Below are 12,944 nucleotides of genomic sequence, written 5' to 3' on the forward strand. Positions count from 1 at the left end.
ATGGAGATTCTGGTTTCTGTAGATGAAAGCGACATTGGACAGATTCAGGCAGAACAGGCCGTTCGTTTCACGGTGCAGGCCTACCCGGAGGAGACTTTCCATGGCGCGGTACGCCAGGTCCGCCTTCAGTCCAGTTCGCAGGAAAACGTCGTCAACTACACGGTCGTGGTGGATGTCGATAACTCGGACGGAACACTGCTGCCAGGCATGACGGCTACAGTAGACTTCCTCATCGAGACTGCCACAGACGTATTAAATGTCGCCAACGCTGCTTTGCGCTTCCGCCCAACCGAAGAAATGACAGCACAGCTAAGAGACCGCCGCATGCAACAGGGTGAAGAAGGAAGTGAAAACGTAAGAAATGTTGTTCAACGTAGACGCCCGAATACAGGCAACGCTGAGAATGGACAACGCCCCGCTGATACCGCAAGGTTATGGTATATCGACGCAGACGGCAACCTGGCCATCATGCCCGTTCGAACTGGAATAAGCGATGGCCAATCTACGGCAATTCAGGGGCCAGAACTCAAGCCGGGAATGATGATCATCACCGGTGTTACGCAGAGCAGTACGCAAAGCAACACCTCCAATCCGTTTCAAACCAACCAACAAGGTGGCGGACCACCCCGGCCCGGATTTTAGTCCCGCAAGCTTTGCATCATCGTCCCAGATTCGCCTTCAATTTAACAGACTCATGCAGATGGATAACACGGTCATACAGACAAATAACATCACCAAGGTCTACCAGATGGGCCGGACAGAAGTGAGAGCTTTAAGTGGCATAGACCTGACTGTTGAACGGGGTGAGATGATTGCCCTTATGGGTACATCCGGCTCAGGCAAGTCTACCCTGATGAATATCATTGGGGCCCTGGATTCTCCGACAGCAGGCACCTATAGCCTCGATGGCATGCAAGTGAATCACCTGACAAAGCATCAACTTGCCGACATTCGGAATCAGAAGATTGGCTTTGTCTTCCAGGGCTTCAATCTCCTCCAGCGAACAACTGCATTGGACAATGTTGAACTGCCCCTGCTCTACGACCGCACAGGAAGCGCAGGCGATACCAGGCAAAGGGCAACTGAAGCACTGAAGCAAGTTGGTTTGGGAGAACGACTAGATCATGAACCGAACGAGCTTTCGGGTGGTCAGCAGCAGCGAGTTGCCATCGCGCGCGCACTCGTGACCCGGCCGGCAATCCTTCTCGCTGATGAGCCGACCGGTAACCTTGACACGCGTACCTCGCTTGAAGTGATGGCGCTTTTCCAGGAGCTCAATAAAAAAGGCATTACCATTCTGCTCGTCACCCATGAACCGGAAATCGCCCAATATTGCAAACGCATTGTTGTGCTGCGGGACGGCCACATCCTCAGTGATGAACCGGTGGGCGCACACCGCAGTGCATCAGACGATCTTGTGAACATAGAAGCCATTGAAGCGAGCTAGTCAATCATAAAAGCAAACAGAACCATGAAAAGTACAACGCTCATTAAAGTAGCTTCGCAAAGCATTCTTAAGAATAAAATGCGGACCCTGTTGACGATGCTTGGCATCATTATCGGTGTTGGGGCCGTGCTCGTTATGGTTGCCATTGGTGAAGGTGCACAGTCACAAATCCAGGATCAGATCGACAACCTGGGGACCAATATGATTGTTATAACCCCGGGTTCAAGCACACAGAGCGGTGTTAGCCAGGGTGCACAGAGCTTGAACCGTCTTACCATCGACGACGCAGAAAAACTGAAGCAAGAAAGCCCGTACCTCGCCGCTGTCTCACCGGTAATCACTACCCGTACGCAAGCTATTGGCGGGCAGGGAAACTGGCGTGCAACCATCAACGGCGTCTCATCAGACTATCAGGTAATCCGCGACTGGAACGTCGTTTCTGGCCGATACTTCGACCAGAATGATATACGTGCCTCACGTAAAGTAGCTGTCATTGGCAAGACCGTATCCGACATCCTCTTCTCTGATTCTGATCCCGTCGGACAGCAAATCCAGTTACGCAACGTCCCCTTTGAAATCATCGGGGTACTGGAAGAAAAAGGCCAGACGGCTTCGGGAACAGATCAGGATGATGTGATTCTGGCACCGTACACAACGGTCCAAAACCGGCTTGCTGGACGGCAGTTTATCGGCCAAATTTTAGCCAGCACGTTTTCTCCAGAAGACATAGCTTCAGCGCAGACAGATATCCAGCTGATCATGCGTGAGAGCCACAAACTTGCCGATTGGGAGAGCGATGATTTCACCGTACGCAACCAGACGGACCTGGCAGAGACTGCGCAAGGGACCACAGAAGTAATGACCATGCTCCTGGCTGCCATCGCCTCCATCTCGTTGCTGGTTGGCGGTATCGGCATTATGAATATCATGTTGGTGTCCGTAACTGAAAGAACGCGAGAGATTGGTATTAGAATGGCAATTGGTGCGCGAGACAGCGACGTCTTGACTCAATTTCTGGTAGAAAGCATCGTTATGAGCGTGATCGGAGGTCTTATAGGCGTTGGGATTGGCTTTGGCAGTGCTGCACTACTGGGTTATGTTGTGGGATGGGCCACTGTTGTATCGTCTGAGACCGTTTTACTCGCATTGGTTTTTTCAGCCGGCGTTGGTGTTTTCTTTGGCTTCTATCCAGCCCGGAAAGCTGCTGCCCTCAACCCGATTGAAGCCTTACGCTATCAATGAGAAATATATAAGCCGGGCATGTGAATTTGATTTATCGCGTAAAGCGAAGAGCGCATAGTCAAAAACAGTTCATACACATGACATCCACACTTATCAAATGGAACCTGGCGTTCTGCGCGTCTTCAAAGTTCCAACTTCTTTCTTGTTGATATTTGCTTCATGGCGATAGCATTACCATTTAATACGCCGCGCTAATTTTCATTTACAAACCAGCCTGCCTTCCTCCGTGCAATACCATGTTAATCGATATATTTTACTGGCAATAATCTTCGTTCTCCATGCCTGCTCCTCCACCCAAAAGAGACGTTGACGGCCTCATGATGCCCTTCGAGCTAGAGGTATTAGTTCAAGACAATCCTGTTTCAGTTCTAACCTGTTCAGATATAAAGCTCAACGAAGCGCTTTAACCAGGCCTCTTCGGATTCCCAATGAATTTACCGGACTCAGGTATAAAATAAGCTATTTTATACCCGGTTTAACGCCAACAACAGACAACCAAGCCTTTCTCCTTTTCACCTGGCTCGTTCCTGGGGCAGGCAGATATAATCTGGCAACCACCAGGATGTATCTAAAAAACCAGGTTCTGCTACGTTCTCATGAGCGCTTATCAGGTAAACCTTCACATCAAGTATTTGGAAAAGGCCAAGCGTACCTGGTAGTGTTATTCATCGATAAGCTCCAGTATGGGCACCGTGATGGTCGCCTGAAAGTCACCGAGTTGTTTGTCACCAATGATCGATTGAAAAAATGTGCTGGTGAACATGTCGGCAAAGTACCCGGCTCCTGGATAATACACGAGGATCACTTTATCGAACGTATGCTCGTTGGACAGCGGTTCAGCGTTACCGATATGTATGGGTCCATAGCTCAACTCAGCCATCAATCCATTCATCTCATTTGCGTATTGTGCATCTTGCGACTGCTGAGTTGCCGTACCGTCTTTGTTGATATTCACGACGACTACAGCGTCTTTGCCTAAGTGATCACTCTCGGCGCGTAGCCTTGCAATCATTTCCATGCCATCCCGTAAATCTTCCGGTAATTCTTCTGAAGTCAGGCCATCGACATCACTGGCCGTCGTTTCTAGCCTGGGATCGTCCATCGGTGTGAACGGATAGGGTGATTCTTTGAGTGTTACTTTATGCCAGATCTTTTTTGCCAATAGCGTTTGTGGAAACAACAGATTTAGCATCGCCGGCCGGCGCATGCCCATTTCATAATGCTCAGCAAAGGAGTCAAGTACTTCGCCATGTGCCTGCTCTCCCCGCTCTTCCTCAAATGCCGCTCTAGATGGATACTGCGTAAACACTACGCCAGACCATTCTTTAGGACCTATTTGATCTGAGTGCTTGTTGTTTAACACCTTTCCTGCGTATATCCATTTCCCCTGTTTCGTTACTGAATGCAAGCTTCTCAGTTGGGTGATTAGGTCGTCGCCCTCCTCCAAAAGAACGAATGTCAAGACATGAAATGATTCACCATCATAGAAGACGGACTGGCGGTCTTGAACAACCTCTTGCCTAACGGACTGAAAACGTAAATGCTGCACTAGTACAGCGGTTAGCACAACGATAAAAAACAGTAATCCTGCAGAATAAAGAACTTTCCTTTTCATTTGACCTGGGTTAACGCGATGGAATTTTCGACACATATGTGCCTTTCAGCACAGTGCCGCTGATCGACATCGCATATATACAATTCAGGTCAAAAGCGAGTTGTCAGAGAATACGTCAAATGGACAAGATGGGAGATAGAATGGACACACCGATGCATCTAAATCTAACACTGTAGCCAATCCTTTGAATTTTTCCCTTAAAAGGCTGCTTGAAGCAACAGTCGCTCTACACAGTACCGCGGGCCGGTATTCTCGCCGGCCTACCAGGACCCACTAGAGAACCCTGACTCATTCCCTGCCCCTACTTTTATGTTGCCTCGCCGTCTCCTTAGACTCAACCCGAGCGTGGTCAACACGAGTATTCAATCGGCAAGCTTAATTCCTTTACCTCCCCTTTACTTTTTACATTTTCTCATGTAAATACGAAGTAGAAGCAGCCCCCCTGCAATGGTCCGATCCATTGCTGCCCCCGCCAGCCCACCCGTTGTACTTTATGGAAACCTTTGCTTTCATCCTCATCGGCGTCTTTAGCGTTTTACTGATCGTGTTCTTTGTCATGATGTGGTACGTGTTAAAAAGCCGGCTCGCATCTTATCAAACCGGGGCCAGGTTAGCAGAAACAATGGGCTTAACACCCGTGAGCGAAGCAAGAAGACCATCGCTGGCGTGGTTTGAAGGCACCTACAAAAACAAACCTTTTGCGTTGAGAATTATTGGCAAGGAAGCCGGCAGAGGCCTGCAAAACCGCCGTAGCTATATAACAGTACTTCGTTTAGCACTGGCTGTTGATACCAAAAACCCACCGGGGTTTAAGGCTAAATACCACAAAAAAGACGGCGCCATCAGTGTGTATGATGTACAACAAGCACTCAAAAACGAAGAGGGGTTATCCGAAGGTGCAAGTACGGCCTTTTGGGATTTTGTTCACAAGGGATATACCCCTGGATTTCACGACGGTGACTTGCGATTCAGTCCGGGTACCAGAGCCCTTGTGTTCGGAGAACGAAATGCGCTGGACAATGAGTTTCTCTTTGGCAAAACCGTATTAGCAGACGCCCCCGTTGTGCTCGTCCACGACCACATACGCCCCAATCGATCTGCCGAAGAAGTACAGGTACTGCTTGATGAAATGCTCGATGTAGCCGAAGTGCTGGAAGCGGAATTTTGAATCCCAGGCCATAGCCCGCTGGAAAAAAAGGAGGGTCTTGTCTAGGTTGAGCGCATTACTAGCGAAGCACAAGATCCTTTTTTTATCGGACGGCAATCCGTGCTGACTAAAGGACCTGACACTCCACAAAACATAAAGGGCACAAAGACCATAATTCTTTGTGCCTCAACGACCTACAAAACCGATAAAAATGTAAAATGTACCTAGGGCGGGACTTACTGGATCTATACCTAATCAAGTTGAGCACATGGCTAAGCACAGGCTTATCCTCCCGCAATCAGACAGAAAAACGACTGCCACCTTTAAGGTAACAGTCGCCATAAATCGTACCGAGGGCGGGTATGCTCGCCAGTCTACTGGGATCCACTGGCGTCTACTGTGTGCCCGTTTTCAGAAATTATTGAGGGGTTTGAGCCCTCTCTAAGGTACTGAAGTCAACGGGGATCCACTGGGGACTCAGACACATTACCTGAAACCCATAACTTACAAACTGAACCGCTCAAGGGAATGAAGAAGATCAGAACGCAAACAGCCACGATGATCCAATTCTGATGCATATAACCGTTTCCTTGAGGCTTTTACTGATTTCCTTGAGCATTTATTTTGAAGTAGTCTGTGCTGGCTTTAGGCTAAGTAACCGCCATTAATCATCCAGAAGCATCATAACCGCATCGACTGCAGCCATTGTGTCTTCAGGTTCAGGTCTTGTTTTCCCAAGCACACGGAGCCCTGTCATGGTGACATAGATGACGCGTGCGAGGGTTAACAGATCTTTATCTCTAGAAATCTGGCCGGCTTCTACACCCTTCTGCAAGAAATCGTGCAAGATTGATTCCATGGCTTCTTTATGGGCCGCAACTTCCTGCTTCAGCTTATCATCAAGCGGCAATAACTCAGTCGACGTGTTAACGATGAAACACCCTTTGCAGGCAGGATCCTCAAAATCATCGGACACAAGGTGCTTAAAGGCCATGCGTAAGCCGCTTCGAACGTCGTCCTGGGTACGTAAAAATTCCACCAGCCCCGCTCTGTTGGAGCGGCAGTATAGTTCGAACGCACTGTAGTAGAGCTGCTTTTTCCCGCCGTAGGTATCGTAAAGACTGGAACGGCTGATACCCAGGTGATCCACTAGGTCCTGCACCGAAGTATGGTAATACCCCCGTTCCCAAAAAAGCAGCATGGCTTTTTCGAGGACTTCTTTCTGGTCGAATAATCTCGCTTTCGGCATGGCAACGGTGCCCGCTTATCGATAACAACAAACACTTCCTTCTCTTCCTTCTCTTCCTCTCCCCTGCTCTCGTCGTCAAAAAACTAATTTAAACCTATTAAGGTGGGTTGCACACCAAACTTGTAATTTTTCAAAAGGTTCGAGGCACTGCATGCTGACAGGCATTCAGTCTCCAATTACAAATTCCACAGGGATGCGTTGTCCTTCCTTTTCATACCGCAGGCTGCCGGCTTTGTGGTCAAACAAGCCATTGAGATTGTTGCCGGCCGGGTCTTCGAGTCTGGCGTTTACTTGAAGCATATAGGTCCCCTTTTCCCAAGGATCTGCCGGCGTAAACATCCAGGCCGTCTCCTCGGCATTAATCCTCACCTTACCCTGCAAAGAAGTTCCTTCGGCAGTCGTCAGCGCTATGCTGCTGTGTAGGGAAAGGTGATCAACCACATCAGGAAAGTGTACGATGACGGCAGAACGGGTCTCGGCTTGGGGTATTTCCAGCGTCCAGAGATCTACCGCAGGAGCCACCCGGTCTTCCCCTACTACATGGATGGTTTTGTGAAAGGTGCTCGCCATCTCTACACCATGCACATCTAATAATCCCTCAACCTGTAGTGTGTACGAGCGGCCGGCACGAAGTGCGCGCCCATAGCGGTCATGCGCCTCCAGTCCTGTTTTTACCCGGGCTGGATCGAACAGGAGCGTAAGCTGGGTCTGATCAGCGTTCCAAAGCTCGTACACATTGTTAAAAATAGCGTCGACTATCTCCCTGCCGTCTTCGTCGATGATACTGATTTGCTCCAGATTCCCGGTCGTTTTCATCGGCTGCGAAAACTGGATATACATCCGCAGCAGGTTTTCGGGTAGCGTATCGCGGGAAGGGTAAACATGCGTTACTGCGGGCGGTGTGCCAGTTGTAGTAGCGCCTTCAATGAGGTGCTCGAAGGAAGCATTTTCGATAGTTAAGAGGTACGACGTATGGCTATCCAACGGGAAAAGCGGCGCATAAGCAAGGCCACCTCCGGGTACGGAAACCAGTTGTCCAGCAACAGCGGGTTCGTTGGGTGCCTGCAACGCTTCATCCCATACATACAACTTCACCCCACCATTGTCCGCGATATTAGAAGGCGTCCAATACTCCAAATGCACCACGCCATCCTCGACGCGGATCTGCACGTCGCTACTTGTCGGTTGACAGGCCCCAAGCCACATCAACACCCATACCCAAATAATTGATAGCGCTGATCTCATCGTGTTACTTCGATTAACTGTGATATGGAGGCGCCCTGGATGGAAGCACTTCAACTGCCGTCCATCCGGGGCATCCAATACCTGCTACCGATTCATTTCACCTGATGTCAATTGAGGATATCCTTCCAGAGGTTTGACCATGTCATGGAATTGTTTTGTCCCCGCCTGTGCTTCAGGGTAGGCGTAGTCGGGGAAATCATACTCGCTGATAAAATCGCTCAACCGGAAATACGCCCCTTTAAGCTGCGAGATAAGGTCAGCACCACCTGTATCGATGTTTCTGCGGAGTACCGACAGCATCATCTGATTCTGGTTATCGATGTGCATGACGGAGGAGGTCGGTACCGGGAAAATTGCTACGCCGGCTGGCCCCATCGTTGTCCCTTGCAACCCATCGCCTGCATTCGCTGCAGCCAAATCTTTCATCGAAATCAAGCTTCCGCTACGCTGCTTGTGCGTAATCAATACTTTCTTGTCGAAGCTGCCATCGGGCTCCTGGGTCATAAACGAAATCATGTCGCTCGGCGCATTGCCAAAACCCAGTTCGGCAATCGTTTTCCCTTTTACATCGTTACCTGCGCTAACATCTGAAACAGGAATCGTTACAAGCGGCGTGCACGTGTAACTGGCAAGCAGCATGGGAACGCCATCTACCTCGTCGAACAGCATCGTTCGGATCGGTGCGCGCGTTTCGTTCTGTGTATGCACAGCATGGTAAATCTCGATGCTTCCAACTGCGCTTTGCGACCCATCAAACGGGTAAGGGATTTTGCGCAACGTAGACGCAAATTCTCCGTTGGTGAGGCCGGCAACGTAGAGATGCCCCTGGTGATAATCGAGGTCTGTAATGTTCAGAGTGCTCGCCGGCTTCTCTCCCCAAAACACAACGTCATCAGAGGCCGGATTTGCAAGCACTACCGTCTGATGGTCTGTATCCGTGAGATCTAAAAAACGGATCTCCCCAGAAGCAGGACTCACAATTGCAATGACCGATTCAGCACCGGGCTGGAGGCCGCGCTGCACAGCTACGTACGCTTCCTGACTCACCGGATGAATTTTCATGTCGTTGATCAAGATATCCGTCACATTGAGCCCTAACATGCTGGCAATCTTACGATCCAGTCCAGGCATGTTAAACGGTACGGGGTCTTCAAGCGCAACGCCTTCCGTAGCAATGGCATGCACCGTCGCGGCTTTACTGTCGCCGACAAAAAGCACCTGTTCAGGCCCAAACGCCAGCACGGTTGCGCCTGGCAGGGAAACATTACTCAAATTGACTGTTGCCGTGGCTGCATGCATAGAAGGCTGCGTTTGATTCAGGCATCCCGACAAGAGGACAACCAGCGCGGCCACGGAGGCTATAGACAAACTATATTGTTTCATACATTTATGTGTCTTTGCTGTTGGTATAGGGTGATTAAAACTTAAAATGCAAGGTCGATGCGAGGTAAAAAATGGACTCAGCATCACCGGTGTCGGCCAGAAAAGAGCCGGCAACGAAGTAAGAAGAAACCAGGGAAAAAGTCAGATTCCGGTTGATTCCATAGTTAAGCAGCAGGCCAATGGTATCGCCGATATGTTTTTCATCGATGTTCTCAACGGCCCGTGTCTGAAAACGCGTCGGCGCGTATAGCCCGTCTTCGACCGACGTGCGATAAAAGAAGGCATACTCAAGCTTCAAGCTGAGCGCGGGTAATGGGTAGACCGTTATAGATGGATGGATGCTGAACAGATTAGCGGGTGTGTTGACAGCAGCCAGGCTATAAATACCCGGGTTTACAAACATGGGATTGAAGGTCTGTATCTTGCCGTCTCCCTTTTCTCTATCCCCACTCGACCAGTCGAATTTTAATCCTATCGAAGGATTCCAGGCTGTACGTAATAGTTTGTAATTCCAATCGGTCTCTATGTTAAATGCGCTTATCGTGTTGTCCCCAAGCTCTCCAAATTGGTATATGAGTTCCGTATTGTATTGCCACCGTTCTTGTAATACACCAACACGTCTCACCCCAACGGTATGCCGGGTCTCTGCACCAACTACGTCGTTAAATCGAGACACGTCGGATTCAAATCCGAGGTAGTAGAGTTCGGTATGGTCATCCCTTTTAACCGACGAAATCCTTGAATAAAGGCCCCATAATGCTACATTGCCGGCGTTCTGGTCGAACAAACTAAAGCGGTTGTCAAACGCACCAGACCGTATGCTCACCTCTTTCCCGTAAAACGCCTGTAGTGCTGCCTGTTTATGGGAGAACGAGACTTTGCCGAGATCAAAAGACCGCCGCATATTGGGTCCATCCCGGATACCAACCAGCCGGCTCGCCCCCAAGGCCACTTCATTTCGGCCGAAGATAACCGTTGCTTTCGTGGCTTCGCCAAGCGGAATCCCCACCTCTACATACCCCTGATGCAGATCTATCTCATCCGACTGTGGAATGGCCTCTGCTCCACCCTTGTAGCCACTGTAGAGTTCGCCAAAGAACCGGACGCGTTTGCCAAAATGCAGACTTGAATGCACACTCAGGCGCTGCGCGAAATACGATTGGTTGCCGGCGGTCCAGTTGCGGTTCGTGAAATGCTCGAAGCGAGGTCTGTAACTTCCACCAAGCGTTAAATACGACGCACGGTTCTTTGTTATTGGGATATACTTGATTTCATCTAGCAAGCCTTTCTCGTACGGTGAACCGGTTTCTGACTTTAAATATGAATAATCTTCAGAAGCCCGCATCGTGCTTAACGGCGGAGGCGCCTGATTCTCACCTCCAGCTTGCCCGTTTGCCAGAAAGAAAGGGCAAGACATCAGCATCAACAATAGACCGCTTTTCAAAGCCACACACCCGCTCTTGTTAGTAAATCTGGTTACAAAAAAACCATTACGGAACGATCGTTCCAAAACAATATAAAGAAACCGGAATGATTATTCCAAATAAAGAACATTGCTTCCTACCTGACGTGATCCTGCTATGGGCTTTAATCAAGGCGTTCCTAATGTGGGCTGTCAGGTAAACGAGAGCTTCTTCTTATCCACACGCGGCGACTGCCCAAATTTTCGGGAGTAATCGCGGCTAAACTGGGCGGGACTCTGGTATCCTACTTCAAAGGCTACCGCAGATACCGTTTGTCTCGTATCCATCAACAGCCGGCGCGCTTCCAGCAGCCTGATGTCTTTCTGAAACTGCAACGGGGTTGTAGCTGTAATCGACTTAAAATTCTCATAGAAAGAGGATGGACTCATCATTGCCGTGGCTGCCAATTCATCTACGGTAAATGACGTTGCATAATGCTGCTTGATATCGGCGATCACCTTCGATACGCGGCCGGCTGCGCTCCCCCGCTGCAATAAATGACGCAGCATTGCACCATGTGGCGCAAGGAGGAGCCTGAAGTAGATTTCTTTCACAATCAGCGGCGCTATCAGCCTGGCTTCCCGCGGCTGTTTAACCAGTGCAAAGAGGCGCGATACCGCATCGATGAGCGCAGGTTCAGCCTTGCCCACCTTGAATGACTCGCCTTTCTCCTGTTCAAGCGCTGCTTCATCGATTTCACTGTACAGGCTCCGCATAGTATGCAACGCGATGGGTAATGATAACGCGATATAAGGGGCTTCCACACTGGCTTCCGTAATCCGAGAAACCATCGGCACATCATGGGTAACGATGACCGCATCGCCAGGGGTGAAAACATGGCGTGTTGCACCAACATGAACCTCTTTGCGTCCCTGGAGAATCAAGCAGAACGTAGGTTGATAAAGACAGGCCCTGGAGTCGGTTGTCTTACGGCTGCTGGCAAGGGATAAATCAGCAACACCGGTGTCATAAGGATCAATAGAAACACCGTTTAATGCAGCATAAGAACTGACACGTGAAATAAAGCTGTCTGTTATCATTTGCTCTCCCAGGTGATTTGATTACGCTTCAACATAGTACCTCTTACGCTAAAAGATCCAGGTACCTGGAGGATCAGGCAACAATACCGGAATATCAGGCATGCCATGTCAGCGCCCCTGCCCTAAGTTGGAGTCAGCCAGAGATACACCCATTTAAACGTGATTACAATGACTGATAAAATTGCACTTGTGACCGGTGGTAGCCGTGGCCTTGGAGAAAATACAGCCCTGCATTTAGCAGAAAAAGGGGTAGGCGTCGTTGTGACGTATTTGAATAATGCCGAAGCGGCGGCAGCAGTTGTAAACCAGATTAAAAGCAACGGTGGCAGCGCCGCAGCTATCCAGCTTGATGTCGGAAAGACCACCCAGTTTACATCCTTTGCGGCTTCATTTTCCGACACACTCAACAAGGAGTGGCAGCGAAGCAGTTTTGACTTCCTCGTAAACAACGCCGGCACCGGCATCCACAGCCCAATCGCTGAAACAAGTGAGCAGCAATTCGATGCCATGTTCAATGTGCACACCAAAGGGGTCTTCTTCCTAACACAAAAGCTCTTGCCACTCCTGGAAGACGGTGGTAAAATCCTGAATATCTCAAGCGGCCTGACACGCTTTTCTATTGAGGGTTACGCCGCTTATGCCGCAGCAAAAGCCGCAACGGAAATCCTCACGCGGTACATGGCGCTTGAGTTAGGGCCTCGCGGCATTGCTGTAAACAGCATCGCGCCGGGGGCCATTGAAACAGATTTTGGTGGAGGTGCGGTGCGTGACAACAAAGATTTAAATGAGTACCTGGCATCGAATACAGCGATGGGACGCGTTGGGTTACCCAAAGACATTGGCGGCATGATTGCCAGCTATCTGGCCGGCGACAACCAATGGATCACCGCACAGCGTATCGAGGCATCTGGTGGCTATAGTCTCTGAGCAGACATGAACCGTGTTTTTGCCATTCTTACAGAAAAGGCCCGAAAACATAATCCACTGATATTAATGAAGGGCTCTCATTCGGGAGCCCTTCTCTCCCCCAACTTCTGCCTCTAAACCAACACATCGCTTGCTTTATGCGCCCTCTCTCTACCGAAAGAATTAGTGAAACAATTCATTATTGAC

General features: G+C 49.7%; 11 protein-coding genes. 5 read left to right on the plus strand and 6 right to left on the minus strand.

The genetic code is table 11. From position 1 onward, the window contains the following. The 3 genes from AAF564_21605 to AAF564_21615 form a co-directional block, all read left to right on the plus strand. Positions 1-642, plus strand: a 642-nt coding sequence (locus AAF564_21605; protein ID MEM8488161.1) for an efflux RND transporter periplasmic adaptor subunit, incomplete at its 5' end; no start/stop codon positions are given. Positions 643-700: 58 nt separating this feature from the next. Beyond that, positions 701-1,447, plus strand: coding sequence for an ABC transporter ATP-binding protein (locus tag AAF564_21610; protein ID MEM8488162.1), 747 nt, complete (start codon positions 701-703; stop codon positions 1,445-1,447). Positions 1,448-1,471: 24 nt separating this feature from the next. Then, the gene (locus AAF564_21615; protein MEM8488163.1) at positions 1,472-2,689 is read left to right on the plus strand and encodes an ABC transporter permease; all 1,218 of its coding nucleotides are present in this window, start codon (positions 1,472-1,474) and stop codon (positions 2,687-2,689) included. A 661-nt stretch (positions 2,690-3,350) separates the two neighbouring features. Here AAF564_21615 and AAF564_21620 read toward each other — a convergent pair. Beyond that, positions 3,351-4,052, minus strand: a complete 702-nt coding sequence (locus tag AAF564_21620; protein MEM8488164.1) for a hypothetical protein — start codon at positions 4,050-4,052, stop codon at positions 3,351-3,353. 745 nt (positions 4,053-4,797) lie between these two features. Here AAF564_21620 and AAF564_21625 point away from each other — a divergent pair. After that, the gene (locus AAF564_21625; protein ID MEM8488165.1) at positions 4,798-5,472 is read left to right on the plus strand and encodes a hypothetical protein; all 675 of its coding nucleotides are present in this window, start codon (positions 4,798-4,800) and stop codon (positions 5,470-5,472) included. 643 nt (positions 5,473-6,115) lie between these two features. On the opposite strand, the gene AAF564_21630 is transcribed toward AAF564_21625, so the two are convergent. From AAF564_21630 to AAF564_21650, 5 genes are all read right to left on the minus strand, one after another. Further along, entirely contained in the window at positions 6,116-6,700 is a 585-nt protein-coding gene (locus AAF564_21630) for a TetR/AcrR family transcriptional regulator (GenBank protein ID MEM8488166.1), read from the minus strand. Positions 6,701-6,865: 165 nt separating this feature from the next. Continuing rightward, positions 6,866-7,945: a hypothetical protein gene (locus AAF564_21635; protein ID MEM8488167.1), complete on the minus strand. Its 1,080-nt coding sequence runs from the start codon at positions 7,943-7,945 to the stop codon at positions 6,866-6,868. An 84-nt stretch (positions 7,946-8,029) separates the two neighbouring features. Further along, the gene (locus AAF564_21640; GenBank protein ID MEM8488168.1) at positions 8,030-9,328 is read right to left on the minus strand and encodes a hypothetical protein; all 1,299 of its coding nucleotides are present in this window, start codon (positions 9,326-9,328) and stop codon (positions 8,030-8,032) included. 34 nt (positions 9,329-9,362) lie between these two features. Next, a complete protein-coding gene (locus AAF564_21645; GenBank protein MEM8488169.1) occupies positions 9,363-10,673 on the minus strand; it encodes an alginate export family protein in 1,311 nt (436 codons plus the stop codon). 270 nt (positions 10,674-10,943) lie between these two features. Next, complete coding sequence (locus tag AAF564_21650; GenBank protein ID MEM8488170.1) at positions 10,944-11,831, minus strand: AraC family transcriptional regulator; 888 nt, start codon at positions 11,829-11,831, stop codon at positions 10,944-10,946. 168 nt (positions 11,832-11,999) lie between these two features. Here AAF564_21650 and AAF564_21655 point away from each other — a divergent pair, with 168 nt between their 5' ends. After that, the gene (locus tag AAF564_21655; protein MEM8488171.1) at positions 12,000-12,758 is read left to right on the plus strand and encodes an SDR family oxidoreductase; all 759 of its coding nucleotides are present in this window, start codon (positions 12,000-12,002) and stop codon (positions 12,756-12,758) included. Positions 12,759-12,944 lie beyond the last annotated feature (186 nt).

The sequence above is a fragment of the Bacteroidota bacterium genome (assembly GCA_039111535.1).
GTDB lineage: Bacteria > Bacteroidota > Rhodothermia > Rhodothermales > JAHQVL01 > JBCCIM01.

What these genes read in the sequence shown, in the direction of transcription:
- AAF564_21655 (MEM8488171.1), top strand. Translation starts at nt 12,000, where the DNA reads ATGACTGATAAAATTGCACTTGTGACCGGTGGTAGCCGTGGCCTTGGA.
- AAF564_21630 (MEM8488166.1), bottom strand. Translation starts at nt 6,700, where the DNA reads ATGCCGAAAGCGAGATTATTCGACCAGAAAGAAGTCCTCGAAAAAGCC.
- AAF564_21615 (MEM8488163.1), top strand. Translation starts at nt 1,472, where the DNA reads ATGAAAAGTACAACGCTCATTAAAGTAGCTTCGCAAAGCATTCTTAAG.
- AAF564_21625 (MEM8488165.1), top strand. Translation starts at nt 4,798, where the DNA reads ATGGAAACCTTTGCTTTCATCCTCATCGGCGTCTTTAGCGTTTTACTG.
- AAF564_21650 (MEM8488170.1), bottom strand. Translation starts at nt 11,831, where the DNA reads ATGATAACAGACAGCTTTATTTCACGTGTCAGTTCTTATGCTGCATTA.
- AAF564_21640 (MEM8488168.1), bottom strand. Translation starts at nt 9,328, where the DNA reads ATGAAACAATATAGTTTGTCTATAGCCTCCGTGGCCGCGCTGGTTGTC.
- AAF564_21610 (MEM8488162.1), top strand. Translation starts at nt 701, where the DNA reads ATGGATAACACGGTCATACAGACAAATAACATCACCAAGGTCTACCAG.
- AAF564_21635 (MEM8488167.1), bottom strand. Translation starts at nt 7,945, where the DNA reads ATGAGATCAGCGCTATCAATTATTTGGGTATGGGTGTTGATGTGGCTT.
- AAF564_21645 (MEM8488169.1), bottom strand. Translation starts at nt 10,673, where the DNA reads ATGCGGGCTTCTGAAGATTATTCATATTTAAAGTCAGAAACCGGTTCA.